A 26553-nucleotide genomic window follows, 5' to 3' on the forward strand; every position below is an offset into this window, starting at 1 on the left:
CATAAAAAGACACCATACCCCAATCAAATTGATTCTGTTCGATTCATTTGTACTTCTCTTCATCTGTTTCATGCTCTGCCGCAAGCGGCGGCAAATCATCTCGATGGCCGCCGTTGCGCTGCTCTGGCTGCTCGCGACAGGCTGGCTCACCGCGCCGCTGATCGCGTGGACCGAAGCGGGAGTCGTACCTGTCGAGCACCCGGACATGCATGGGCGGACCACACTGATTCTCATCGGCGCCGGAACACGGCGCACCGATGCCGGGCTGCAGCCCCCGCCTGACGGAGCCGCCCGCATCCACAAGGTCGCGGCGCTCTACCACGCGTGCCGGCAGCAGGCCGCACACTGCACCGTGGTGATGTCGGGCGGCGACCCGCAGCATCACGGAGAAACCGAAGCGGCCGTCTACGGGCGCCAGCTCGTCGCCGAAGGCGTCGCTCCCGCGGACCTCGTTCTGGAACCAGATAGCCGCACAACCTACGAAAACGCGAAATTCACCGCTCCTATACTACGCTCACAGCATGACGACGCGCGCATTCTCGTCACTTCGTCATATCAGATGCGTCGCGCATTGCTCGATTTCCGCCACTTCGGGATCGACCCGCAGCCCGTTTATGCGAACCGCCGGCGCGCGCAAACGGGCTGGCTGCCGCGCTGGCGCAACCTGGCCAACGCCGAACAGGCGCTGCATGAACTGGTCGGCATCGCGCAGTTCCACGTCTATCGATGGCTCGGGTGGTTCTGACTGACGGCTGCGGGAAATCCGAGCGGGAATGATTGCGCCGACGACGATGGCAGGCGCGTGACGAAGTGTGCGAAGTGTTGCGCGACTTCAACGGGGCCTTGCGTCCCGCCGCGATCCGATGCACATTGATCCGTCACTTTTGTTACACTCGACACGCACTCGATTGCAGTCGCCAGACAAAACGGCAACACTCGGGTTCATCACCACTTAGCGGAGGTAAAGCAATGAAGAAGACGTCCCTGGCTATCCTGGTAGCGATGTCGGCGCTGACTGGCGCAGCGTATGCGCAAGAGAGCACGGAAATCAAGACGATTACCGATCCGGCCAAGATCTCCGAGATCGAGCAGCGCGCGCAGGCGCTGCAGCAGCAGCAAGCGGCCGAAGCCGCACAGCCGGCGATGCAGGAAGAGCATCACCACGGCAAGAAGGCTGCTCACCACAAGGCTGCCGCGAAGAAGGCCGGCAAGAAGGCTGCCAAGGCCGCAGACGCTGCCAGCCAGTAAGTTCGGCGGTACCGCACAAGAAAAAGCCGAATCCGGGCAACCGGGTTCGGCTTTTTTGATTGCGGCGCGCGTGCGCTGTGCTAAAGTCGCGCACCGAATTTTTCCACCCGTGCGCACCCCGGTGCGGAGGACAGCATGAGCAACATTCAACTCGACATCGAGTGGACCGAAGCCGCCACTCGCCAGATCAAGCAACTGATGCCCCGCGGCTCGGCCGACGCGTTCCTCGCGCTGCCGCCGATCGAGTGCCTGCCGATGGAGGGCGACGTGCTCTTCCTCGGCCCGCAAGGCAAACAGCAACCGTTCATCGTCGCCGAGCGCCAGTATCATCACGACGGCGACGCCGACTGGACGATCATCCTGATCCTCGACGTCCCCAACACGTCGCACTGACGCACCCCGCGACCGGACACGTCCGGTCGCCCCACCCGGCTCAGACGAGCTTCGACAGCACGCGGATTTCGGAACGCTCGATCCAGTCCGCGGCCGCTTCGCGATAAGCCAGAATGTGCGCGGAACGCGCATGGGCAGCAAGCGCCTCCTCGCTTTCCCAACGCTCGATGAATACGAACCGCGCGGGCTCCTTCAGATCCCGATGCAGGTCGTACTGCAGCGCGCCTGCTTCGTTGCGGGTCGGCTCGACGATCCCTTCGAGCTGGACGCGCAACTTTTCCTCGGCGCCCGGCTTCGCCACGATCAGCGCCACGACTGCAATTTCCGCCATTCCACCCCCTCATCTGGAAAAGTCCGAGAATACGCGAATCGTGTACCGGCTGCGCCGGCACGGCCCCAGACGACGGCCAAAAAAATAGCCCGCGCTTCAGAGAAGCGCGGGCGAAACCGTCGCCCTACGAGGATAGGCGACGGGGCCATCGGGATCCGCACGCTGGCGCGGATCATCATCAGTTGTGCCGACACTTGTCGCATCGGCATTCGAAGACGTCGATACCGTTGATCGGGCGCTCGCGGCGCACCCCCGGTATCTGACGCCATCCTCCCTGTTTCAACGATTCCAACATATAAAGCAGGTTGCGTGCCAGCCATCACACGCGAACCACCTCATTGATTTATAAGGACAAAATTTATCCGGACGACGATGCTGCATGTGTTCTGCCGCCGTAACACGCGGATGTTACGTAACGTCACGAGAAGGGACCGACCACCCTTCTCATGTGTGCGCGGCGAGCGGCCATGAAAAAGCCCGCCATGTGGCGGGCTTTTCATTGGTGCGGAGAAACCGCGGAAATCAGCGGAGCTGATTCACGAGCAACCCCATGATCTGGCGAGCCGGCGACGATGTGTCGATCGCACCCGAATCGTCAACGACCGCCACGCGTGTCTGGTCGGCCGTGAGCGCCTTCACGTTGACACGGTACTGCTTCGCCTGCTTTTCCTTCTTGCCGTGGAACAGCTGGCTCCAGAAGCCCTGCTCGGCCGAAGTCAGATCCTTCGGATCGACATAACGCACGAAATACAGGCCCTTCGTGCGATCGCGATCGTCGACCGTGAAGTTCGCACGATCGAGCGCGAGACCGACGTGCAACCACGACCGGTCGTACGGCTCGCCAAGCGTGACTTCCGACGGCACGGCCGCGTCGGCCGTATCGTTGCCTTGCGCCGACGTGCGGGAGACGTTTTGCGCGGCAATCGCGGCAGCCGCCTTCGACGACGCGTCGGTGTCCGCCTTCTTGTCCTTCGGGATCGTGTTGTCCTTGATGTTCGCGATCGGCGGCTCGCCGTTCTTCGCGCGTTGCTCGTTCTGTGCGAGCACGGCCATCAACCGCTTCAGGTATTCAGTCTCGAGCGCCGGATCGTTCGGCTTCGGTTCCCACTTGCTCGAATCGTTGTTCGCGCCCGTGATCGCCTCACGCATCCCCTTCTGGCTGATGAACACGTAGGTGCCGCCATTCGGCGCCGAATCGAGACGCGTACGGTACTTGTTGCGCTCGGCCGTCACGTACGAGTTGCCCATCGCCTTCGAGATCACGCTGCGGATCAGGCCGTCGTTGATCTGCGGATGGGTTTCGTTCCAGTCGGTTTCCATCACGCCCTTGTCGCGCTGGTCGACGACGAGCAGGAAACCCTGCTCCTGCCAGAAGCGGCGAACCTGCGTCCAGACGTCGGCCGGCTGCTTGCCGTCGATCACGAGCCAGCTCTCGGTGCCGTCGCGCTGGATATGCATGCCGGCCACGGCCGGAGCAACGGTGTCCAGCGCAGGTGCCGCCTGCTGGACCTGCTGAAGCGCGGACAGGGAAGTCGCGCCGCCCTGGGGCGGCAGCGAACGCTGATCGGCCGTCTCGTCGAGCATGTTGGGCGGCACTGCGAGCGACGCTTCCTTCGATTTCGAATCGCTCTTGTAGTCCACTTTCGTGGGCGACGACGTACCGCAACCGGCGACGAGCGCGCCGGTGGCGAGCACTGCAGCGAACCGCATGGTAAGACGAAGATCAGTCATGTTCGGGGAATCCTCTTCCGCTAAATCACGGCGCTTTCCGTGGATCAACCTTGCATTTTACCGGGGCCGCGCCGCGATGTGCAAAAAAGCGACCGGCAAGAAAAAACCCGCGTCAGCCCAAGCTGACGCGGGTTCTTGTCTGGTCGGGGCGAGAGGATTTGAACCTCCGACCACCTGCACCCCATGCAGGTACGCTACCAGGCTGCGCTACGCCCCGAAAGAAAAAAATTATAACAGACAGTTTTCCGATTTAGAACGGGTCACATGCATTTTGTGAACGTTCTTGTGAAATTTTTTGGCGTGACGCCGCCGATGCAGCCAACGACGTGCATGACACGGCGACCTTCGCACCGGCCGCACGGCCCCCGCGCATCGCAGTCAGCGCTTGCGCGCGAGACAGATGACCGTCAGGCCGGCGACGCGGTTGAAGCGAAACATGGGCAACTCGATCCGGCAGATCGTCTTGAGCAAGCCGTTGACGAACGGATGGTGACGGCGCAATTGCGACGCCGGCTCGCGCGGATGCCGACGCGCCCGCTCACCCAGCCGCAGCGCTGCCGCAAGCGGAAACGTGAGGCCGAAATAATAGGCGCCGTGCTCGACGTCGAGCCCCGCGCGGCGCACCACGTCCTCGAGACTGCCGAGCGTATATCGGCGCTTGTGCTCGAGAAAATCGTCATGGCCGCTCCAGAGGAACTGGAACGCGGGAACCGTGATCAGGAACCGGCTTCCGGAAGGCGCGCCCGCCACATAACGTGCGAGTAACCCGACGTCGTCGTCGACATGCTCGAGCACGTCCATCAGCAACACGAGATCGGCATCGAATCGTTCGACGGAGCGCCGAAAATGGATGGGCTTGCCGGCTGCCTCCGCGTCGGTATCGTCGGCGTAGCTCGTATCGACACACCACGCCTCCGACGCCTGCGTACGCTCGAGCAAGTGCTTCGAGAAGAAGCCGGAGCCTGCACCGACATCGAGTATCCGGTTCGCGCCCGATGCACCCAGGAACCGGCGGATCGCACGCGCCTTCGACGCGTAGTACCAGTGATCGCCCACGCCCGCACCCAGTACGTCGACTTCCTTGAGATCCATGACGCTTCCCCGTGATGGCTACTTGTACTTTGGTCGATACAGCCACTGCCGCCGATCTTACCTCGCCGCTGCCACCGATCCTACCCGTCGACGACGCACATCCGCTATCGGTATCCCGCATTCCGCCCTAATCGAAAAGGACGATGGCCGATTCGCCGCAAGTCGCTAACGTGCGCTTACCCGGCGCGAGACCGATGCGCGCGGGCGGTCCGCTCGACTGCATGCCGATCGATCCGGCCTGCCCGGCTTTGCCGCGTCGCGCGCGAGACAAGAGGCGGCGTCGGTCACCACCGCGGTCGCGACCGCTTGCAACCTTCTCCGACAAAGGACATTGAATGCATCAGAAAAACGAAATTTCCCGTCGACATTTTCTCCGACTGGGTGCCGGCACGATAGGTGCGGCGCTCGGGAGCGCGTCATTTCTGTCGGCATGCGGAGGCGACTCGGTTTCGGTCGCGCCGGTCGCGACGCCGCGGCTGGGTTCCGCTTCGAATTTTCGCGACACGGCCGGCGCGGACGGAACCGGTTATGTAACGACGAGCGGCGCAAAGATGAAGAAAGGCGTGATCTACCGGTCATCCGCGCTCGCGTTGTCCGCCACCGACATCACCACCGTCGGCACGCTCGACATCAGGCAGGTCTGCGACCTGCGCACGCCCGCCGAGATCAAGACGCAACCGGATGCGCCGCTGGCCGGTGCCACATGGCAAAACCTCAACGTGCTCGGAGCCGCCAGCATCACCCCGATCCCGACGACCGGCGCCACCGCGACGGCGTTCATGTTGAGCATGTATCGTGCGTTCGTCACGTCGGACTCCGCGCATGCCAGCTATCGTGCACTCTTCACCGACTTCGCTGCCTCCGGCGAAAACCTGGTGTTCCACTGCACGGCCGGCAAGGACCGCACCGGCTGGGCCACCGCCATTCTGCACACGATCCTCGGCATCTCCGGGCAGACGATACTCGCCGACTACCTGTTGACCAACGCCTACAGCGCGTCGGAAATCTCTGCGTCGATCGCCCAGGCACAAAAAGCCGGCGGGCAAAATGCGGCAGACATGATGACCGCGCTGCAGGGCGCGCACGCTGACTATCTGCAGGCGGCATTCGATCAGGTCACCGCGTCGTACGGCTCGATGACGTCGTATATCGCGAACGGCCTGCAACTCGACCAGACGACGCTGAGCACCATCCGGCAGCACATGCTGGTCTGATCCACCCGCGGGCCGCTTCGGCGGGGCCGGATCGCATCTGCGCTTCGATCGCAGCGGCCGCGGTACCTCGTATCCGGCGGAACCCCCACCAGCCAAGGCCTGGGCGGGTTTTCCCGGTCGTAACGAAAGCCGCCTGGGGCGGGCCGCGCGAACCAAACGACCGTTTGATCCGCGCGCCCGACCACCCCGAATCCATTGTCCCGCAGCACGTTGGCCCACTCTGCCCGGGCGCCCGTTGTTTGGTAACGCCGCTCTAGCGTGCTATGCCACACTGCACGGCATCGACGCTCGCGCCGTGTAGTGCCGCGCACCGCCGTCGATCACGACAAGACATGGAGACAGACGATGCGGAATGCGGTCCGGCGCGGCCATCGCTCGCCTTTGGCATTTTTCGACTGGATTTCCAGCCCGCAACGCGCGGCCCGGCCTGTCTCGCCCGGACCATCCCGCGTGTTCGGCTGCGGCATGCTGGCGCTCGCGCTGCTTTGTGCGGGTTGCGCGGAATCGTCGGCGCAGCGTGACGGCAACACGTCGGTCGCGTCGACGAAGATCGAACGCACCAAGGCCGAGCGCCTCGCCCGCGAGCAGCAGCTCGCACGTACCGTGCCGTCGCTCGCATCGATCAGCCTGACGCAACCGCGCCAGTTCACGCTGCGCGACTCGGGCCAGAACGGCGCGATGACGTTCCTGCGCGACGTCGATTTCCGTATCGTCAACAACCTCGGCTTCTTCATCCATCAGTTGTCCGCCACGCTCGTGCCGACGCAGGCCGGCGCGCCGATCGTGTTCGACGATCCGACGAGTTTCGAGATCGACGTGCATGAAGGCACGGTCACGCTCGACAACGCGAAGCTGACCGCGCTCTTCAACACCTACATCTTCGGCTACCGCAACGCGCCGCTGCGCAAGCTCGCCGTGTCGGCCGGCGACGGCGTGATTCACCTCCAAGGCGAGATGCAGCGCGACGGCTGGGTGCCGTTCTCGCTGACCGGCACGCTCGCGATCCGCGACGGCAGCCAGCTCGTGTTCCATCCGACGGGGGTGCGCGTATCGGGCATCAACGCGCAGCCGGTGATGCGCGCGGCCAACGTGAAGATGGCCGACTTGCTGAAAGTCCAGACGCCGATCGCGCAACTCGCCGGCGACGATCTCGTGATGTCGGTCGACAAGCTGATGCCGCCGCCGCGCCTGAAACTCACGATCACCGCGGTACGCGTGACACCGGCCGGCCTCGACCTGAAGCTCGACGACGGCACGCACGCCGGCTTCGCGATGCCTGCGAATGCGCCCCAGCAGGCCATGTACATTCGAGGCGGCGATGTGAAGTTCATGCGCTCGATGCCGATGAACGCGGACATCCTGATCGGCCCGGTCGATCCGGCGAAGCGCGACCAGACTTTCGTGTTCGACCTGTACCACTATCGCGACCAGGTGTCGGCCGGCTACTTCAATTTCGACGAAAGCGGTGCGATGGCGATCCGGATGCCTTCGTACACGGGCCCGGCCAGCGGCGCGCTGCTCGGCAACGCGGCCGCGCGCCTGAACGACAGCTTCCTCGCCGCGCAGCAGACTGCGCTGCGTGACATACGCCAGCACTGGGAAGCCTACGCACTCGCGGCGAACGCCACTCACCCCGGCATGCAGAAGGTCGCCATGCGGCGCACGTCGACCACGCCGTTCAACGAGCGGCACGTGTCGAATCGCAACCCGACGATCCATCTGCGCAACGTCGATTTCAACCTGTCCGGGGATATCGGCTTTCACGTCGAGGATCTCGACGTGGAACTCGTATCGAAGCGGCCCGGCGAACCCGTCGATCTCGACGACCCAAACCAGTACGACATCCGGATTCTCGGCGGCACGGTGGTCGAATCGTGGAAGGCGATGTCCGCGCTCTTCAACAACTATCTGCTCGACTACTCGCCGCGCTCGCTCAACGACCTGCAGCTGAGCGCGGACGGCACGAACCTGCGTGTCCAGGGCGGCATCAAGCTGTGGAACCATGTGCCGGGCGTCTGGCTGCCGACCGACATGAAGGGCTCGCTGTCCGTGCTCGACGACCGGCATCTTGCGTTCAAGCCATCCCAGGTGTCGGTGCTCGGGATTCCGCAGGCGAAGCTGCTGCGTTCGCTCGGCATCGAACTCGCTTCGCTGACGCCGTTGCAGCGTCGCGGCGCGGAACTGCGCGGCGACACGCTCGTGCTCGACCAGTACACCGTGTTCCCGCCCCCCGTGCTGAACGGCAAGCTCGGCCAGGCAACCGTCGAGCGCGACGGGCTGCGCCTCACGTTCAGGCGTCAGGCGGGCGCGCCTGCGCCGCAACGGCCGCAGATCGATGCGCCGAGCTACATGTGGATGGAAGGCGGCGACATGAAGATGTTCAACGTGCTCGAACTGAACGTGCGCGCGCTGATCAGGAATTCGGCCGAGGCCGGCCCAATGCGTTTCGACCTGTACGGCTACCGCAGCCAGGTCGCGCAAGGTTCCGTGCGAATGCTGCCGGACGGCACGCTGGTCGTCGACATGGGCCAAAAGAATCCGCTCGCATCGCGTTGATGTGCATGTAAGACGTGCATGCAAAAAGCCCGGTGGCACGTCGCCAACCGGGCTTTTCATTTCATCCTTCGGACTTCGCGCTCAGTCGTGCTTCAGTCCGTCGATCACGTCGAGCAGCGCCTGCCGCAATGCAATTACGTCGACGGTTGCGCCCGGCTTGCCCGGTGTGCGCGCATCGGCGGCCTGGACCTCCGGCTCGACGGGTACCGGCGCGGCCCGCTCGCCGCCCGGCGAATCGAGCCGGTTGCGCGCGCCGTTGATCGTGAATCCCTGCTCGTACAACAACTCGCGAATCCGCCGGATCAGCAGCACTTCATGGTGCTGGTAATACCGACGATTGCCACGCCGCTTCACCGGCCGCAGTTGAGTAAATTCCTGTTCCCAATAACGCAGCACATGCGGCTTGACCCCGCACAGCTCGCTGACTTCACCGATCGTGAAGTAGCGCTTCGCGGGAATCGGAGGCAAGACGACTTTCTCAACCGTAGTGGTCATCGTCGGTTAACCGTCGGTAAAGGGTGCGCGGCGGCCGCGCGGGGACGTCAGCGCGCGGGGGCTTACTCCGCGCCGTTTTCGACCAGCGCCTTCAGCTTCTGGCTCGCGTGGAAGGTTACCACCCGGCGGGCCGCGATCGGAATCGCCTCGCCCGTCTTCGGATTGCGGCCCGGACGCTGCGGCTTGTCGCGCAGCTGGAAATTACCGAACCCCGACAGCTTGACGCTTTCGCCGTTTTCGAGCGCGTCGCGAATCACCTCGAAAAACGCCTCGACCATGTCCTTCGCTTCACGCTTGTTCAGCCCGACGCTGTCGAACAGCAACTCCGCCAGTTCCGCTTTCGTCAGCGTGGGCGTCTCGGTGGACGCCGGCGCCGAAGCATCGCGGTTCATGGCGCTGCGTTGCGCCGTCAGGAGGGCTTCGAATTCACTCGAGGTCATGTCGTTCATATCTGCCATACAGCGCGTTAAATCAAATTACGATCGGAAAAGGCCGCCCGCGAGCGGGCGGACCTCCTCCTTAGCCGCGCAGGCGCGCACCGGCGCGAGCCATCCGCTCGACCAGCGCCTGAATCGCCTGATCGACGACCTCGTCCTGTAGCGTGCCAGCCGCGTCCTGCAGCGTCACGCGGAAGGCAAGGCTCTTCTCGTGCGCGGCAAGGCCACCGGAAGTATTTGATTTTGCACGAAATTCGTCGAAGAGTACAACCTTCTGAACGAATCGGCAGGCCTCTTCGGCAAGCGCCTTCTTCATTTCGTCGAAAAGTGCCTGAACCTCGACCGCCTGATCGACGACAACGGCGATATCGCGACGAACCGGCGGGAATTTCGACACCTCGGTCGGCGTGGGCAACGCACGCGCAATCAGCGCGTCCGCGTCGATGTCGAACATCACCGGAGCGTGCGGCAACTCGTACTTCTGCATCAGGCGCGGGTGCAACTCACCGATCCAGCCAACCGCACGGCCGTCGACTTCGATGCGCGCGCTGCGCCCCGGATGGAGGGCCGGATGCTCCGCCTTCACGAAGCGTGCAGCTGCCGGCGCAAGCAGCGCCTCGAGATCGCCCTTCACGTCGAAGAAATCGACCGCACGGGTCGTCACGCCCCACTGCTCGTCGAGCACCGGGCCATAAGCAAGCGCACCGACGCGCTTCGGCTGCACGTAGCCCTCGACCGTCAGCTCACCGGCCTTCGCCGACGCATCGGCGAGGAACACGCGGCCAGCCTCGAACACGCGCACGCGATCTGCGCGGCGGTTCAGGTTGTGGCGCAGCACGGAAATCAGGCTGCCGAACAGCGTCGTGCGCATCACCGAGAGCTGGCTCGCGATCGGGTTCAGCAGGCGGATCGGCTGGTCGTTGCCCGCGAAATCCTGCTCCCACTCCGCATCGACGAAGCTGAAGTTGACGGTTTCCGCGTAGTCGCGCGCGGCAAGCGCGTGACGGACATCGTGGATCGAACGCCGCGTCTCGTTGGTCGCGCGCATTTCGCTCGTCGCGACCGGCGGACGCGCCGGGATCTTCTCGAAGCCGTAGATCCGCGCGACCTCCTCGATCAGGTCTTCCTCGATCTCGATGTCGAAGCGATGCGACGGCGGCGTGACGAGGAACGCGTCGTCTTCACGCTCGAACGGCAGGCCGAGGCGCGTGAAGATGCTGGCGATCTCGTCGGCGCCGATCTGCACACCGATGATGCGGTTCGCGCGCGACACGCGCATCTTCACCGGCGCGCGCTGCGGCAGGTTCACGGACTGATCGTCGACCGGGCCGGCCTTGCCGCCGCAGATCTCGAGAATCAGTTGCGTAATGCGCTCGACGTGCTCGACGGTCGTCGCGTAATCGACGCCGCGCTCGAAGCGATGGGCCGCATCGGTCGAGAAGTTGTACTTGCGCGCGCGGCCGCGGATGCTGTCCGGCCACCAGAACGCGGCTTCCAGGTAGATGTTGGTCGTATCGAGCGTGACGGCCGTGCTGTCGCCGCCCATGATGCCGGCCAGGCTCTCGACCTGGCGGTCATCCGAAATGACGCCGACCGTTTCGTCGAGTTCGACCGTGTTGCCGTTGAGCAGCTTCAGCGATTCGCCGCGCTTGCCCCAGCGCACCTCGATGCCACCGTGGATCTTGTCGAGATCGAACACGTGCGACGGGCGGCCGAGCTCGAACATCACGTAGTTCGAGATGTCGACGAGCGCCGATACGCTGCGCTGGCCGGAGCGCTCGAGGCGCTCGACCATCCACTGCGGGGTCTTCGCACGCGCGTTCACGCCGCGGATCACGCGACCCGAGAAGCGACCGCACAGATCGGGAGCGGCGATGCGCACCGGCAGCGTTTCGTCGAGTTCGACGCGCACCGGGCGGATATCGACCGGCGTCAGCGGCGCACCGGTGATCGCGGCCGTCTCGCGCGCAATGCCGAACACGGACAGGCAGTCGGCCTTGTTCGGCGTCAGCTTGATTTCGAAGATCGTGTCGTCGAGATTGAGCGTCTCGCGGATGTCCTGGCCGACCGGCGTATCTTCCGGCAGCACCAGCAGGCCGCTGTGATCCTCGGACAGCTTCAGTTCACGTGCCGAGCACAGCATCCCCTGGCTCTCCACGCCGCGCAGCTTCGACAGCTTGATCGCGAACGGCTTGCCACCCTCTTCCGCCGGCGGCAGTTCCGCGCCGACCAGCGCGACCGGCACCTTGATGCCGGGTGCGACGTTCGGTGCACCGCAGACGATATTCAGCGTCGCGCCGGTGCCGGCATCGACCTGGCAGACATTGAGCTTGTCCGCATCCGGATGCTTGACGACTTCGAGCACGCGGCCGACGACGATCTTCGACGTCGGCGGCGCAGCCTTGCTCAGCGATTCGACTTCGAGCCCCGCCATCGTCAGCGCGTGCGACAGTTCGTCGGTCGTCAGCTGCGGGTCGACAAAGGTTCTCAACCAGGATTCAGGGAATTGCATGGATGTCTACGTTCGAAACAGGTTAGATCGACGCCCGGGCCCCGCCGGATCGTCCGTCGGGGCGTGCACGGGCACAGGTCGGCGCGGCGCGCGGCGTTACGCGAACTGGCGCAGGAAACGCAGGTCGTTCTCGAAGAACAGCCGGAGATCCTGGACGCCGTAGCGCAGCATCGTCAGGCGCTCGAGGCCGCTGCCGAACGCAAAGCCGATGTAGCGCTCGGGATCGAGGCCCATGTTGCGAATCACGGTCGGATGCACCTGCCCCGAACCGGAAATCTCGAGCCACTTGCCGGCGTTCTTGCCTTGCTCGAACATCATGTCGATCTCGGCCGACGGTTCCGTGAACGGGAAATACGACGGACGGAAGCGCACGAGGATGTCGTCGCGCTCGAAGAATTTTTTCAGGAAGTCGGTATAGACGCCCTTGAGATCGGCGAAGCTGATGTTTTCGTCGATCCACAGCCCCTCGACCTGATTGAACATCGGCGAGTGGGTCGCATCGCTGTCGACGCGATACGTGCGGCCCGGCGCGATCACCTTGATCGGCGGACGATTCATGCGCGCGTAACGCACCTGCATCGGGCTCGTGTGCGTGCGCAGCAGCAGCTGGCGGCCGTCGGCATCCTTGCCTTCGACGTAGAAGGTGTCCTGCATCGAACGCGCCGGATGGTTCTCCGGACTGTTCAGCGATGTGAAGTTGTACCAGTCGGTCTCGATTTCGGGGCCGTCTGCCACATCGAAGCCGATCGAGCCGAAAATCTGTTCGACACGCTCCCACGTGCGCATCACGGGGTGCAGGCTGCCTGCACCGGCGCCGCGGCCCGGCAACGTCACGTCGATCGACTCGGCGGCGAGGCGCTGGTTCAGCAGCGCGTCGGCCAGTGCCTGACGGCGTGCGGTCAGCGCGGCTTCAACCTGCTGCTTCGCGACGTTGATGCGTGCGCCTTCGGTCTTGCGTGCTTCGGGATCGAGCTTGCCGAGGCCCTTCAGCAACTCGGTCAGCGCACCCGACTTGCCGAGAAATCGTGCTTTCTCGTTTTCGAGCGTGGTGATGTCGGCAGCCTGTTCGAAGGACTGCTGCGCGTCGGCGACAATCTGGTCCAGATCCATAGATCCCATCATTTCCAACGTCATTCGGTCTTGGCGAGCGAAATCGCACACCAAACAAAAAAGGGGCTCGGAAGAGCCCCGTTTTCGCTGCAGCGGCCGAAACTACCGGAGCATCGCTGCAACTAACCACGCAGTGCTAATTTCGCAATTAGGCTGCAACGGCGGCTTTCACCTGCTTGACGATCGCAGCAAAAGCAGCCTTGTCGAACACCGCCATGTCAGCCAGCACCTTACGGTCGAGTTCGATCGACGCCTTCTTCAGGCCATTGATGAACACGCTGTAGGTCATGTCGTGCTGACGAACCGCCGCGTTGATACGCGTAATCCACAGTGCGCGGAACACACGCTTCTTGTTGCGACGATCGCGATATGCGTACTGACCAGCGCGCATCACCGCCTGCTTGGCGATGCGGTAGACGTTATTGCGGCGACCGCGATAACCCTTGGCCAGGTTGATGATCTTCTTGTGGCGGGCCCGTGCGGTTACCCCACGTTTGACTCGAGGCATGTTTCTCTCCTTAGAGTATCGATTGAGGGGTTACGCGAACGGCAGCATTGCGCGGACGGAGTTCAGATCGGAATCATGAACTGCCGTTGCGCCGCGCAGGTGGCGCTTGTTCTTCGTGGTTTTCTTGGTCAGGATGTGACGCTTGAAGGCTTGACCGCGCTTGACGGTACCGCCCGGACGCACCACGAAGCGCTTTGCAGCGCTCTTCTTGGTCTTCATCTTAGGCATGACGAACAACTCCAGTTTATTAGATGGCGATGGGTGTGCGGTTGGCTTGCGCCCTTGACCCGCCCTTCGAAACCCAGTCCACTTGTGTACGGCGAACCGCTTGCGCAGCCGCCGTCATTGCTGGCGCGTTGCCCTGACCGGGCAACGCGCCGAACCACTGCGAACCTGCGCGCGAAGCGCGCGGGCCCGTTACTTCTTTTTCTTCGGCGAGAGCACCATGATCATCTGGCGCCCTTCCATCTTCGGCATCTGCTCGACCTGGCCGACTTCCTCGAGATCCGTGCGCAGACGCTCAAGCATCCGCATACCGATTTCCTGGTGAGCCATTTCGCGACCGCGGAAACGCAACGTGATCTTCGTCTTGTCGCCTTCTTCGAGGAAGCGCACGAGATTGCGAAGCTTGACGTTGTAATCCCCGTCATCGGTACCCGGGCGGAACTTGACTTCCTTGACCTGGATGACCTTCTGCTTCAGCTTCGCTTCGTGCTGCTTCTTCGATTCCTGGTACTTGAACTTGCCGTAATCCATCAGACGGCAAACCGGGGGAACCGCTTGCGGCGCGATTTCCACCAGGTCAACATCCAGTTCTTCCGATTTACGGAAAGCATCAGCGAGTTTTACGATACCGAGCGGTTCGTTCTCGATCCCGACCAGACGCACTTCCGGCGCAGTGATTTCACCGTTGATGCGATGCGACGACTTATCAGTAGCGATGTTACGTTTCCTCTAAAAATTAAAAAAACGAGCCGCGCTGCCAGGGCGGTTACTTGAACGAGCGCAGGTCTTCCTGCAGACGCTCAACGAAGGCTTCGACCGGCATCACGCCAAGATCGACGCCGCCACGGGCACGCACGGCTACCGTTTGCGCATCACGCTCCTTATCACCCACGACGAGGAGATAAGGCACCTTTTCCAGCGTGTGCTCGCGTATTTTATAGCTAATCTTCTCATTGCGCAAATCGGCCGTCACTCTAACCCCTTGTTTTTGCAACGATTGGGCCAGAGATTGCGCATATTCGGCCTGACTTTCGGCGATATTGAGCACAACTGCCTGGAACGGCGCGAGCCAGGCAGGCATTGCACCAGCGTGGTGCTCGATCAAAATGCCGAGGAAACGCTCCATCGAACCGACGATCGCACGGTGCAACATCACCGGCCGGCGACGGCTGCTGTCGTCGGCGACATACTCGGCGCCGAGGCGTTCCGGCAGCACCATGTCGAGCTGCAGCGTACCGCACTGCCACGAACGACCGAGCGCATCCTTGATGTGGTACTCGATCTTCGGACCGTAGAACGCGCCTTCACCCGGCAGTTCTTCCCACGTCAGACCGCAGGCGGTCAGTGCGTCGCGCAGGCCCTGCTCGGCGCGATCCCACGTCTCGTCCGTGCCCGCACGCTGATCCGGGCGCAGCGACAGCTTGATGTCGATGTGATCGAAACCGAAGTCCTTGTACACGCTCATCGCCAGCGTATTGAACGCGATCGACTCCGAGATGAACTGGTCTTCCGTACAGAAGATGTGCGCATCGTCCTGCACGAAGCCGCGCACGCGCATCAGGCCGTGCAGCGCGCCCGATGCCTCGTTGCGGTGGCACGAACCGAATTCCGCGTAGCGCAGCGGCAGGTCGCGATACGAGCGCAAGCCGTGCTTGAACACCTGGACGTGACCCGGGCAGTTCATCGGCTTGATCGCGTAGTCGCGCTTCTCCGACTCCGTCGTGAACATGTTCTCGCGGTAGTTCTGCCAGTGGCCCGACGCTTCCCACAGCGAGCGGTCCATGATCATCGGCGTCTTGATCTCGAGGTAGCCGGCTTCGTTCACGCGGCGGCGCATGTACTGCTCGACCTGCTGCCACAGTGCCCAACCCTTCGGATGCCAGAACACCATGCCCGGCGACTCTTCCTGCATGTGGAACAGGTCGAGCTGCTTGCCGAGCTTGCGGTGGTCGCGCTTTTCCGCTTCCTCGAGCATGTGCAGGTACTGGTCCTGGTCTTCCTTCTTCGTCCAGGCCGTGCCGTAGATACGCTGCAGCTGCTCGTTCTTCGAATCGCCGCGCCAGTACGCGCCCGCGACCTTCATCAGCTTGAAGACCTTCAGCTTGCCCGTCGACGGCACGTGCGGGCCGCGGCACAGATCGGTAAAGCCGCCGTGCGAATACAGCTTGATTTCGTCGCTTTGCGGAATCGATTCGATGATCTCGGCCTTGTACTTCTCGCCGATGCTACGGAAGTAGCCCGCCGCTTCGTCGCGCGACACGACACGGCGCGTCACGGGCTCGTCCTTCTTCGCGAGTTCCTGCATGCGCTTTTCGATCTTCTCCAGATCTTCAGGCGTAAACGGACGATTGTACGAGAAGTCGTAATAGAAGCCGTTGTCGATCACCGGGCCGATCGTCACCTGCGCGTCCGGATACAGTTCCTTCACCGCGTATGCGAGCAAGTGCGCCGTCGAGTGGCGGATGATGTCGAGGCCGTCGGCATCCTTGTCGGTCACGATCGCGAGCGACGCGTCGCGGTCGATCACGGCCGACGTATCGACGAGCTCGCCATCGAGCTTGCCACCAAGCGCAGCCTTCGCAAGGCCGGGACCGATCGAGGCTGCAACCTCGGCAACTGTCACCGGATGCTCGTATTGTCGAACTGAGCCGTCAGGCAAGCGTATCGAAACCATAGCAATCTCCGTGATGCCGACAGTGGGCGGCAGACCAGGTACGCGACATGAAAATCGCGCGGGAAAATTTCGCGACAAAAAAAATGCGGCCCCGCTTTCGAGGGGCCGCATTCGATACTTCACTCAGACTGAAAGGGCGAAAGGGTTCCTCGACTAGCGTCGCTCCGAAAAGGTTTCGGTCAACGTTCGCGGTGTCATAACCGTATTCGCCTTGTTCGCGTTGAGTTATTTACTGCATCGAACACCCGGAGACCGGGCATTCTCAATTCGTTGGTAGGCTCGATTGGACTCGAACCAACGACCCCCACCATGTCAAGGTGGTGCTCTAACCAGCTGAGCTACGAGCCTAGAGAAGCTAAGATTATATGGAGCCGTTACCGACTTGGCAAGTGTTTTTATGCGGTCGCAGCAAAATAACGGGGCTCCAACCCCATATCATGCCTTCCGCCCCGCCCGCACGACGCCCTGCACCTCACCGAGCAGCGTGCACGCGCGCTGCACCTGCGCCGAGTTCGACACCTCGACCGTGAACTGCATGAATGCCGCGTTGCGGCGGCTCTGCGTCTTCACACCCACCACGTTCATCTTCTCGCGCGCGAACACTTCGGAGATATCGCGCAGCAACCCTTGCCGGTCGCTCGCCTCGATCATCAGGTCGACCGGATAGACGGACGCACCGCGCCCGCCGAGCACGTCGGCCGACCAGGTCGTCTGCAGCACGCGCTCCGGCGCGCGCTCGACCATCCGGCGGAACGTCGGGCAATCGGTGCGGTGGATCGACATCCCCTTGCCACGCGTGACAAAACCGCTGATCGGATCGGGCGGTGCCGGACGGCAGCAGCGCGCGAGCTGGGTCAGCAGCGCGTCGACGCCCACCACCAGCACGCCGGTCGACGCGCCGTGCGCCACGCTCGCGCCGCTGCTGCGCTTCTCGAAATCGGCGGGCGCTTCGGGCGCCGGCTCCGGCGGCGGCGCATCGGACAGCGCGTGCTCGACATTGCGCAGGCTGAACTCTTCCTTGCCGACGACCGAGAACAGCTCCTCGGGCGACTTGAAGCCGAGCTTCGCGGCGAGATTGTCCAGGTTGACCGATGTCTTGCCCTCGCGCTGCAGCGTCTTTTCGACGAGCGCGCGGCCATGCGAGATGTTTTCTTCCTGCTCGATCGAGTTGAACCACGCACGCACCTTCTGACGCGCGCGCGGGCTCTTCATGTAGCCGAGCTGGAGGTTCAGCCAGTCACGCGACGGCCCACCCTCCTTCACCGCGACGATCTCGACCGTCTGGCCATTTGCGAGCGGCGTGTTGAGCGGCACCATCGCGCCGTCGACGCGTGCGCCACGGCAGCGATGGCCAAGCTCGCTGTGCAGGTGGTACGCGAAATCGACCGGCGTCGCGCCCTGCGGCAACGCGATCACACGCGCCTGCGGCGTCAGCACGTAGATGTGGTCGTCGTCGAGCGACGTCTCGCGCAATTGCGCCCACGCCTTGTCGCCCGACTTTTCCGCGCCGTCCTCGACGTCATCCTTCCACGCGAGCAGCTGGCGCAGCCATGCGATCTTCTCGTCGTATTTGTCGCTCGCCGAGAACTGGCCGCCGTAGCCGCGCGCGCCCGCCTCCTTGTAGCGCCAGTGCGCGGCGACGCCGTACTCGGCGAAACGGTGCATCTCCTGCGTGCGGATCTGCACTTCGAACGCGCGGCCGTCATCGCCGATCACGACCGTGTGCAGCGACTTGTAGCCGTTCGGCTTCGGCCGCGAGATGTAGTCGTCGAATTCCTTCGGCACCGGCTGCCACAGGTGATGCACGATGCCGAGCACCGCGTAGCAATCCTTGATGTCCGGCACGATCACGCGAAACGCGCGCACGTCGTACAGCTCGGAGAAATCGAGCTCCTTGCCGCGCATCTTGCGCCAGATGCTGTAGATATGCTTTGGCCGGCCGCTCACATCGGCCTGGATGTTCGCGTCCGCCAGCTCCTGCTGCAACCGGTCGATCGCCTGCGTGACGTACGCTTCGCGCTCGATGCGCTTCTCGTCGAGCAGCTTCGCGATCCGCTTGTAGGTGACGGGATCCTCGAAGCGGAACGCGAGATCCTCGAGCTCCCACTTCAGTTGCCAGATACCGAGACGGTTCGCGAGCGGCGCATAGATCTCGAGCGTCTCGCGCGCGACGTCGGGCGGCGGGTCGATCTTCGCGGCCGCGTAGTAGCGCAGCGACTGCAGGCGCGACGCGAGCCGGATCAACACCACGCGGATGTCTTGCGCGAACGCGAGCAGCATCTTGCGCAGCGCCTCGATCTGCGTACGCCGCTCTTCCGCCGTGTCACGCCCCGCATCGGGCACCGCGTTCTGCGCGGCACGCAGGCTGACGGTACCGAGCCGCAACAGCTTGCGCACGTCGGACACGAGCCGCGCCACTTCGTCGCCGAAACGCTCGGTGAGTTCGCGCTCGGGGTCGCTCAGGTGCGGCGTCAGCACGAACAGCGCGGCCGCCTGCATCGCGGGCGGATCGACGTTCAGCGTGCGCATGATCGCCGCCGTGCCCGCCGAGTGATCGGCGAGCAGTTCGCCCGACGACAGGCGCGCGTCGCCGGCCCGTTCGCGCACGAACGCGAGCACGTCGTCGAACGACGGTGCCGCGACGGGGGAAGCGGAAACGGACTCGGTCATTGCTTGGCCTGGCGGAATACGATCATCGTCGGGTTGCGTCCGGTTCAGCTCCGCTGTGCGGCGACCACCACGATCTCGACGAGCAGCGCCGGATCCGCGAGCTTCGCCTCGACGGTGGCGCGCGGCGGCGTGTTGCCCTGCGCGACCCATGCATCCCACTCCGCATTCATGCCGTCGAAATTCGCCAGATCGGAAATGTAGATCTGCACCGACAGCAGATGCGCCTTGTCGCTGTTCGCTTCGGCGAGCAGGCGGTCGATGTGGCCGAGCACTTCGCGCGTCTGGCCCTTGATGTCCTGCGTGGTGTCTTCGGCGATCTGGCCGGCCAGATACACGGTACCGTTGTGGATCGCGGTTTCGGAGAGTCGGGCCCCGACGTGGTGACGAATGACTGCCATGGAATGTTCCGGTCGTGAGTGGATGGAGATTCGGGTGGCGGCACGGCCCGCGTGCCGTCGAACCGCATATTATGACGCGTTTATGCGCCGCCTTCGACGAAAAACCGCCGCGCGAGCGCAATCTGGCCTGCGTCGACGAACGCCGGCGCATGGCCCACCCCTGGAATCTCGGCGTGCGTGACGTGCCGGCCACGACGCACCATGTCGGCCACCGTCTCGCGCGACAGCAGGTCGGACGTCTCGCCGCGCACGACGAGCAGCGATGCATCCGTCGTCTCGATGGCGCGCCACAGCGCGGCCTCGCCGAGTGCGGCCAACTCGGGCGTGGTTGCCTTGAACGGTTCGGCGATACGCGGATCGTAGCGGACCGTCCAGCCACCTTCGGGCAGTTCGCGCAGCAGCGGCCCGTTGATCTCGCGCCACTCGTCGGCGGTCAGCGCACCGAACGGCAGCGACAGCGACGTCAGATAGTCGACACCCTCCTGCTCGGTCGCAAAGCGCGGCTGCACGCCGAGATATTCGCCGATGCGCGTCAGCGAATCGGGTTCGATGCGCGGGCCGACGTCGTTGACGATCATCCGGCGCAGCGGCGAACCGGGCAGCCCCGCGAACGCCAGGCCGATCAGGCCGCCCATCGACGTGCCGAACCAGTCGACCGATTCGACGTCGAGTCGCGCGATCAGCGTCACCATGTCGGCCACGTATTGCGGAATCGCGTAGAGCCTCGGATCGGCCAGCCAGTCCGATTGGCCGCGCCCGACGATGTCGGGGCAGACGACGCGATACGTATCGGACAGCGCCGTGGCGAGCCGGTCGAAATCGCGCCCGGAACGGGTCAGGCCGTGCACGCAAACCAGCACGCGCGGGTTCGCGGGATCGCCCCACTCGGTATAGGCGACGTGGTGAAGGCCGGCCGCGCTCGCACACTGCACGCGCCGTTGACGGGGAATCGGGGAGTTCACGGGGGAAGTGGGCATCGGAGGCGTCCTGCCGAACGGTGCGGCGCGATGGCATGTGGGCCCGGCCCGCCAGGGCAGCCGGGGGATGCGATCGATTGTAAACCCGTTCCGGATCACGAGTCGCCTGACCACCCTTGCGGGCTTGCGGCTCGTGCGAGCGCCAATGAAATGTCACGCGGCCGTGCGGAATCGGGCGCGGTGTTCCGTGTTCAGCAGGCCGCCGATCCAGCCTCCGTTGCGGCCGCGGCGACGGCGCCGTGAACGCACCATCGTGCACCGGCCCGTCATGGCCGGGAAAGCGCGGTTATTTCTGCATGACCGCGCCGATGCTCGCACCGACCACGCACAGCGTGCCGGCGACCTGCAGCGTGCTCATCGGCTGCGCCAGCACGACATAACCGATCCCCGCGGCGATCGCGGGCTCGGCGCTCATCAGTATGCCGAATGCCGATGCGCTCATCTTTCGCAACGCAATCAGTTCGAGCACGTAAGGAAACAGCGGGACGAGCACCGCCAGATACGCGGCATCGATCAGTTGGCCGGCCGGCAAGTGGCCGCCGCTTTGCGCCAGCCCGAACGGTGTCGTGACGAGCGCGGCCACGAACAGCGACGCGGACAGCCCTTGCAGCCCGTCGAACAGCGTGCCGACACGCTTCATCAACACGATATAGGCGGCCCAGCCAAGCGCAGAGCCGACCGGAAAGACCAGCGCGGCCGGCGCCGTCACCCACATGCCGTCCTGCCGCGCCAGCAGCAGCACGCCAGCCAGCGCAAGTGCCGGCCATGCCAGCATCGCCGGCTTGCGCACGCCGATCGTGGCGACCGCCAGCGGCCCGAGAAAGTTGATCGCCACCGCCAGGCCGAGCGGCACGCGACGCACGGCTTCGAAGAAGCACAGCGTCATCGCGGCCATCGCCGTGCCGAGCGCGATGGCGGCGATCCAGCGCTGCCGGGAATAGGTGTGGAGCGGCGGCCGGACGACCACGGCCAGCGCGAGCGCGGCGAAACAGAGCCGCAGCCAGGTCGTGCTGACGGTGCCGTACTCGATCGTCGCCGGCCTCGACAGCGCCGCGCCGAGCTGCACGCTGCACATCGACGCGACGGCCAGCAGCGGCGCCACCGCATTCGTGAAAGGTGACGCCGCGCGCTGCGCGACACCCGGTCGTACCGTACTCGATTCCTCGCTCATGCAACCGCTCCGGTTCAGTGACACGCCGATGCTAACCGCGGCCGCATGCTTGATATAAGCTGATAATTCTTATGTCCGCATCAGGAATATTGATGACCCGCGATCTCGACAGCACCCTGCTGCGCACGTTCGTCACCGTGGTCGAAACCGGCAGCGTCAGCACGGCGGCAACGGCGCTGCATCGCACGCAGGCCGCCGTCAGCATGGCGCTGCGACGGCTCGAGGATGAAGTCGGTCAGCGCCTGCTCGAACGCTCGCCGCGCGGCGTCACGCCGACGGCCGCGGGCAACGTGCTGCTGCCATATGCGCACCAGTTGCTCGGCGTCGGGCTCGCCGCCCGCGCCGCGCTCGCCGCAGGCGACATCTCGGGCACCGTACGGCTCGGTGTCCTCGAGGACATCGCCGTCGGCCGTCTGCCGCACGCGTTGCGACAGTTCGCGGCGTCATTTCCGAACGTCGCGCTCGAGATCGTCGTCGATACGAGCCCCGTCCTGTCGCAGCGACTCGCGAGCCACGCACTGGATTTCGTGATCGGCGACCCGGTGCTGATCCGGGCAGAGCCGCTCGCGACGTGGCAGCATCCGCTGCACTGGGCCGCCGCAGCCACCACCGACCGCCTCCCTCGCAACGAACCGGTACCGATCGTTGCGTTCGGCGGCACCTGCCCGTGGCAGGAAAAGCTGTTCTCGATGTTGCGCGACGCCGGCCGTGCGTGGCGCGTCATCTGCACCAGCACGAGCCTGTCCGCGATCCAGTCGGCGGTCGAGGCAGGCCTCGGCGTCACGGTACTGCTCGACTGGAACGTGCGTCGCGACACGATGCGCGCACTCGACCCGCAGGCAGCCGGGTTGCCCGCGCCACCCGCCGCGGATTTCGGGCTGTTCAGCCGCGCGGACCTCGGCGATCACACGTCGGCGGCAGTCACGCTGCAACGCTTCCTGTTTCATGCGCTGCAGCTGGGTTCGCCCGACGACGGCACGCCCACCGGCGAACAACGCGTGGAATCGTTGCAGACCGCCGTCTGACGCGGCCGCGCGCGCATGCCACAAACATAAACGCCCCGCGTGCCTGACGGCATGCGGGGCGAATCGACATGAAAAAAACTCAGGCGACCGCGCTGACGTCGAGCGGCGCACCCGTCTTTGCCTGGATCTCGTCGGCGCTCACGCCATCGGCGAGCTCGAGGACCTTCAGGCCGGACGGCGTCACTTCGATCACGCCGAGATCGGTGATGATCAGGTCGACCACACCGACACCCGTCAACGGCAGGTTGCATTCCTCGAGGATCTTGTGCTGATCGCCCTTCGCGACATGCTCCATCAGCACGACGACACGCTTCACGCCGGCGACGAGATCCATCGCGCCGCCCATCCCCTTGATCATCTTGCCGGGGATCATCCAGTTCGCGAGGTCGCCCTGCTTGCTGACCTGCATCGCGCCGAGGATCGCGAGGTTGATGTGGCCGCCGCGGATCATCGCGAACGAATCGGCCGACGAGAAGATCGACGAGCCCGGCAGCGTCGTGACGGTCTGCTTGCCGGCGTTGATGAGATCGGCGTCGACTTCGTCTTCGGTCGGCGACGGGCCGATGCCGAGCAGGCCGTTCTCCGACTGCAGCCACACCTCGACGCCTTCCGGCACGTGGTTCGCGACGAGCGTCGGCAGGCCGATGCCGAGGTTCACGTAGAAGCCGTCCTGCAGTTCCTTCGCCGCGCGCGCGGCCATCTGGTCACGATTCCAGGCCATGTCAGTCTCCTTTCGCGCGTACGACGCGTTGTTCGATGCGTTTTTCGGGCGTCGCGTTCAGCACGATACGCTGCACGAAAATCCCCGGCGTGTGGATGTGATCCGGATCGAGCTCGCCGTTCTCGACGATTTCCTCGACCTCCGCGACGGTGATCTTGCCGGCCATCGCGCACATCGGGTTGAAGTTGCGCGCGGTGCGGCGATAGATCAGGTTGCCCGACTTGTCGGCCTTCCAGGCCTTCACGAGCGCGACATCGGCCGTCAGCGACGGTTCGAGCACATAGTGACGATCGCCGAACTGGCGCGTTTCCTTGCCTTCCGCGATCACGGTGCCGTAGCCCGTGTTCGTGAAGAACGCCGGGATGCCCGCGCCGCCCGCGCGCAGCTTTTCGGCGAGCGTGCCTTGCGGCGTGAATTCGAGTTCGAGTTCGCCGGCCAGGTACTGGCGCTCGAACTCCTTGTTCTCGCCGACGTACGACGAGATCATCTTCTTGATCTGGCGCGTTTCCAGCAACAGGCCGAGGCCGAAACCGTCGACGCCCGCGTTGTTGCTGATGCAGGTGATGCCCTTGACGGCCGAATCGCGCAACGCGGCGATCAGCGCCTCCGGAATCCCGCACAGGCCGAAGCCGCCCACCGCGAAGGTCTGTCCGTCACGGACGATCCCTTCCAGCGCGGCTGCCGCGCTTGGATAGACTTTGTTCATCAGTTGTCCCTTCCTCTATGGAAACCAGCGAAACCGGTTCACGCGCCACGTGGCCCGCAAGCCCGCCGCATCATTCTATGCATGCACGGCGATGCCTGCGTCGAGGCGCGCTGTTTTTATACCGCGGCAAACCGCCACGAGATGCCTGAAAGGGTACGATGCGGCGCGGATGCGGCACAATACGCAAAAATACATAAGCGTTTGCCTCCGCTTGCCTGCGCCATGCCCGCTCTCGATTACCAGACCGCCTTCCACCTCGCGCCGCTCGGCCTCGTCCTGTCGCGCGACCGCGTGATCGAGGATTGCAACGACGCGCTGGCGTCGATCTTCCGCTGCGTGCGGGCCGACCTGATCGGGAAATCGTACGAGGTGCTCTACCCGTCGACGGACGAATTCCAGCGAATCGGCGAACGTATCGCGCGCGTAATGGCCGCGAACGGCATCTACTCGGATGACAGAATCATGAAACGCGCGGACGGCGAGCTGTTCTGGTGCCACGTCACCGGCCGCGCGCTCGACCGCACCGCACCGCTCGCGGCAGGCGTCTGGACCTTCGAGGATTTGAGCGCGACGCGCCGGGTCGCCGTCGAACTGACCCCGCGCGAGCGCGAGATCGCCGCCCAGCTCGCGACCGGCAAGACCAGCAAGCAGATCGGGCGCGTGCTCGACATCAGCTCGCGCACGGTCGACATCTACCGCGCGCGGCTGATGCGCAAGTACGGCACCAACAATACGCCGGAGCTGCTGCAGCGCCTGCTCGGGCAGTGAATGGCGGCTCCCGGATGACAATCGGCCGCGCATGGCGGCCGATTCGTGAAACAGCAGGCACGGCGTGCCGCCGGCGCCCGGGCGCCGGCCTCGCCGTACCAACGCTCAGCCGACCTTCGTCGCGAGCGCGCGCTCGATCGTGTCGCGCAGCAACTGGGGCAGCGGTACCGACTTGCCGAGCGCGTAGTCGACCCACACGCAGCGCGCCTTGCCGCGCGCATAGACGTGCTGCGGATCATCCGCGCGCGTAAGCTCGAAACCGGTATCGAAGCTGCTCCGGCCGGGTTTCGCGGCCGACATCTTCGCGATCACGTCGCCCGGATAGTGCAGTTGCTTGAGGAATTCCATCGACGCCGTGACGATGACGGGCCCCTGCCCCTCGCCATTGCCGCCGGCGATGCCGAGCTCCTCGAACCACGAGATCCGCGCCTGCTCCATGTAGCGGAAATAGACCGTGTTGTTCACATGGCCGAACGCGTCCATGTCGCCCCAGCGGATCGGCATCGACATCTCAAATACGGGGGAGTAATCGTTTGTTGCGCTCATTGCAGTCTTCTGTGTTGCTGAATGTCATCCGCTCAGGCGAGGCCGAAGCCGTCGTCGGCGGAGATAATCGAGCCATTGATGAACTGCGACTCGTCGGCCGCGAGCAGCAACAACAGCCCGTCGAGATCCTGCGGCTTGCCGACGCGCCGGCGCGGCAGCATCGACTGCAGCTTCTGGCCCTGCTCGGTTTCCCACAGGTAATGATTGATTTCGGTATCGATATAACCCGGACAGATCGCGTTGACGTTGATCCCGTGGCGCCCCCACTCGAGTGCCATTGCGCGCGTCATCTGCACGACCGCGGCCTTGCTCATCGCGTACAGCCCGATCTGCGGGAACACGCGCAGGCCGGCCACCGACGCGATGTTGATGATCCGGCACGGCGGCTTGCCGTTGCCGCTGCCGTTCGCGCGCATGATCATCCGCTTCGCGACTTCCTGCGCGACGAAAAACGCGCCGCGCGTGTTGGTATCGAACACGAACTCGAAATCGGCCGGCGTCACATCGACGAGCTTCTGCATCGTCGAGACGCCCGAATTGTTCACCAGGATGTCGATCGTGCCGGCCTCCGTTTCCGCATGCGCGACCGCCGCCTTGATGCTCTGGACGTCGGTGACGTCGAGCGACACGACGTGCGCAGCGCCGCCCGCCGCCTCGATCTCGGCACGCAACTCCTTCAGGCGCTCGACGCGACGACTCGCGAGCACGACCTTTGCACCGGCCTGCGACAGCACCTGCGCAAAACGCTGCCCCAGGCCGCTCGACGCCCCCGTGACCAGCGCAACCTTGCCTTCCAGATTGATCGAACGACCCATTTGCACATCCCCTTTCGATGTCGTTTCGCCGCTACGGGCAGCATGGCCCGAGCGGCATTACCCTAGCACAAAAATAGAACGATCGTGCTAATCTAGCCGCATGCTGTTGCGGCAAGCGTTTCGTTTCGCAGACAATACGCTCCCGAATAAAAGCATTCTAACGGTTAGAGGAACGCCAATGACCCCCGCAAGCCTCATCGAGCAATATGGCCCGCGCGAATCGATGGAAT

26 protein-coding genes and 2 tRNA genes are annotated in these 26553 nt (G+C 64.1%); 7 read left to right on the plus strand and 21 right to left on the minus strand.

All coding sequences use genetic code 11. The features are described from left to right. Positions 1-28: 28 nt before the first annotated feature. From L810_RS32180 to L810_RS32190, 3 genes are all read left to right on the plus strand, one after another. Complete coding sequence (locus tag L810_RS32180) at positions 29-745, plus strand: YdcF family protein (protein ID WP_021162408.1); 717 nt, start codon at positions 29-31, stop codon at positions 743-745. A gap of 224 nt (positions 746-969) precedes the next feature. Then, entirely contained in the window at positions 970-1248 is a 279-nt protein-coding gene (locus L810_RS32185) for a hypothetical protein (RefSeq protein WP_011351789.1), read from the plus strand. Positions 1249-1383: 135 nt separating this feature from the next. Next, entirely contained in the window at positions 1384-1641 is a 258-nt protein-coding gene (locus L810_RS32190; RefSeq protein WP_021162409.1) for a hypothetical protein, read from the plus strand. 40 nt (positions 1642-1681) lie between these two features. On the opposite strand, the gene L810_RS32195 is transcribed toward L810_RS32190, so the two are convergent. The 4 genes from L810_RS32195 to L810_RS32210 form a co-directional block, all read right to left on the minus strand. After that, positions 1682-1972, minus strand: a complete 291-nt coding sequence (locus L810_RS32195) for a putative quinol monooxygenase (protein ID WP_021162410.1) — start codon at positions 1970-1972, stop codon at positions 1682-1684. 522 nt (positions 1973-2494) lie between these two features. Next, a complete protein-coding gene (gene bamC, locus L810_RS32200) occupies positions 2495-3703 on the minus strand; it encodes an outer membrane protein assembly factor BamC (RefSeq protein ID WP_021162411.1) in 1209 nt (402 codons plus the stop codon). 140 nt (positions 3704-3843) lie between these two features. Further along, a tRNA-Pro gene (locus L810_RS32205) sits at positions 3844-3920 on the minus strand. Positions 3921-4081: 161 nt separating this feature from the next. Then, on the minus strand, positions 4082-4795 hold the full coding sequence (locus tag L810_RS32210; RefSeq protein WP_021162412.1) for a class I SAM-dependent methyltransferase: 714 nt from the start codon (positions 4793-4795) through the stop codon (positions 4082-4084). Positions 4796-5130: 335 nt separating this feature from the next. Here L810_RS32210 and L810_RS32215 point away from each other — a divergent pair, with 335 nt between their 5' ends. Beyond that, positions 5131-6009 (plus strand): tyrosine-protein phosphatase, encoded by an 879-nt coding sequence (locus L810_RS32215; protein WP_021162414.1) that lies wholly within the window; start codon positions 5131-5133, stop codon positions 6007-6009. Between the two features lie 345 nt (positions 6010-6354). After that, positions 6355-8565 (plus strand): lipoprotein, encoded by a 2211-nt coding sequence (locus tag L810_RS32220; RefSeq protein WP_042977031.1) that lies wholly within the window; start codon positions 6355-6357, stop codon positions 8563-8565. A gap of 81 nt (positions 8566-8646) precedes the next feature. Here the strand turns inward: L810_RS32220 and L810_RS32225 are convergent, their stop codons facing one another. The 13 genes from L810_RS32225 to L810_RS32285 form a co-directional block, all read right to left on the minus strand. Further along, complete coding sequence (locus L810_RS32225; protein ID WP_042977025.1) at positions 8647-9060, minus strand: MerR family transcriptional regulator; 414 nt, start codon at positions 9058-9060, stop codon at positions 8647-8649. A gap of 62 nt (positions 9061-9122) precedes the next feature. Then, the gene (locus L810_RS32230; protein ID WP_006486093.1) at positions 9123-9509 is read right to left on the minus strand and encodes an integration host factor subunit alpha; all 387 of its coding nucleotides are present in this window, start codon (positions 9507-9509) and stop codon (positions 9123-9125) included. A 70-nt stretch (positions 9510-9579) separates the two neighbouring features. Next, positions 9580-12009: a phenylalanine--tRNA ligase subunit beta gene (gene pheT, locus L810_RS32235; protein WP_021162418.1), complete on the minus strand. Its 2430-nt coding sequence runs from the start codon at positions 12007-12009 to the stop codon at positions 9580-9582. A gap of 96 nt (positions 12010-12105) precedes the next feature. Then, entirely contained in the window at positions 12106-13119 is a 1014-nt protein-coding gene (gene pheS / locus L810_RS32240) for a phenylalanine--tRNA ligase subunit alpha (protein ID WP_021162419.1), read from the minus strand. Positions 13120-13267: 148 nt separating this feature from the next. Next, the gene (gene rplT / locus L810_RS32245) at positions 13268-13627 is read right to left on the minus strand and encodes a 50S ribosomal protein L20 (RefSeq protein ID WP_004192938.1); all 360 of its coding nucleotides are present in this window, start codon (positions 13625-13627) and stop codon (positions 13268-13270) included. 30 nt (positions 13628-13657) lie between these two features. Continuing rightward, on the minus strand, positions 13658-13855 hold the full coding sequence (gene rpmI / locus L810_RS32250; protein ID WP_004191477.1) for a 50S ribosomal protein L35: 198 nt from the start codon (positions 13853-13855) through the stop codon (positions 13658-13660). 189 nt (positions 13856-14044) lie between these two features. After that, on the minus strand, positions 14045-14569 hold the full coding sequence (infC, locus tag L810_RS32255; RefSeq protein ID WP_071734130.1) for a translation initiation factor IF-3: 525 nt from the start codon (positions 14567-14569) through the stop codon (positions 14045-14047). A gap of 49 nt (positions 14570-14618) precedes the next feature. Then, a complete protein-coding gene (gene thrS, locus L810_RS32260; protein ID WP_027787704.1) occupies positions 14619-16526 on the minus strand; it encodes a threonine--tRNA ligase in 1908 nt (635 codons plus the stop codon). A 271-nt stretch (positions 16527-16797) separates the two neighbouring features. Beyond that, a tRNA-Val gene (locus L810_RS32265) sits at positions 16798-16874 on the minus strand. Between the two features lie 87 nt (positions 16875-16961). Next, complete coding sequence (locus L810_RS32270; protein ID WP_021162421.1) at positions 16962-19196, minus strand: RelA/SpoT family protein; 2235 nt, start codon at positions 19194-19196, stop codon at positions 16962-16964. Between the two features lie 44 nt (positions 19197-19240). After that, a complete protein-coding gene (locus tag L810_RS32275; protein ID WP_021162422.1) occupies positions 19241-19594 on the minus strand; it encodes a RidA family protein in 354 nt (117 codons plus the stop codon). An 80-nt stretch (positions 19595-19674) separates the two neighbouring features. Next, on the minus strand, positions 19675-20571 hold the full coding sequence (locus tag L810_RS32280) for an alpha/beta fold hydrolase (protein ID WP_042977026.1): 897 nt from the start codon (positions 20569-20571) through the stop codon (positions 19675-19677). A 286-nt stretch (positions 20572-20857) separates the two neighbouring features. Next, positions 20858-21742: an EamA family transporter gene (locus tag L810_RS32285; protein WP_021162425.1), complete on the minus strand. Its 885-nt coding sequence runs from the start codon at positions 21740-21742 to the stop codon at positions 20858-20860. 92 nt (positions 21743-21834) lie between these two features. On the opposite strand from L810_RS32285, the gene L810_RS32290 reads away from it, so the two are divergent. Beyond that, entirely contained in the window at positions 21835-22767 is a 933-nt protein-coding gene (locus L810_RS32290; RefSeq protein ID WP_021162426.1) for a LysR family transcriptional regulator, read from the plus strand. Between the two features lie 79 nt (positions 22768-22846). Here the strand turns inward: L810_RS32290 and L810_RS32295 are convergent, their stop codons facing one another. Continuing rightward, a complete protein-coding gene (locus L810_RS32295) occupies positions 22847-23488 on the minus strand; it encodes a CoA transferase subunit B (protein WP_021162427.1) in 642 nt (213 codons plus the stop codon). 1 nt (position 23489) lies between these two features. Beyond that, positions 23490-24194, minus strand: coding sequence for a CoA transferase subunit A (locus L810_RS32300; protein WP_021162428.1), 705 nt, complete (start codon positions 24192-24194; stop codon positions 23490-23492). Positions 24195-24416: 222 nt separating this feature from the next. Between L810_RS32300 and L810_RS32305 the strand changes: the two genes are divergently transcribed. Next, positions 24417-24962: a LuxR C-terminal-related transcriptional regulator gene (locus L810_RS32305; RefSeq protein WP_021162430.1), complete on the plus strand. Its 546-nt coding sequence runs from the start codon at positions 24417-24419 to the stop codon at positions 24960-24962. Between the two features lie 105 nt (positions 24963-25067). Here the strand turns inward: L810_RS32305 and L810_RS32310 are convergent, their stop codons facing one another. Then, positions 25068-25508, minus strand: a complete 441-nt coding sequence (locus L810_RS32310) for an acyl-CoA thioesterase (RefSeq protein ID WP_042977028.1) — start codon at positions 25506-25508, stop codon at positions 25068-25070. A 32-nt stretch (positions 25509-25540) separates the two neighbouring features. After that, the gene (locus L810_RS32315) at positions 25541-26323 is read right to left on the minus strand and encodes an SDR family oxidoreductase (RefSeq protein ID WP_011351770.1); all 783 of its coding nucleotides are present in this window, start codon (positions 26321-26323) and stop codon (positions 25541-25543) included. Between the last annotated feature and the right edge of the window lie 230 nt (positions 26324-26553).

The organism is Burkholderia sp. AU4i, from assembly GCF_000466765.1.
Taxonomy (GTDB): domain Bacteria; phylum Pseudomonadota; class Gammaproteobacteria; order Burkholderiales; family Burkholderiaceae; genus Burkholderia; species Burkholderia cepacia.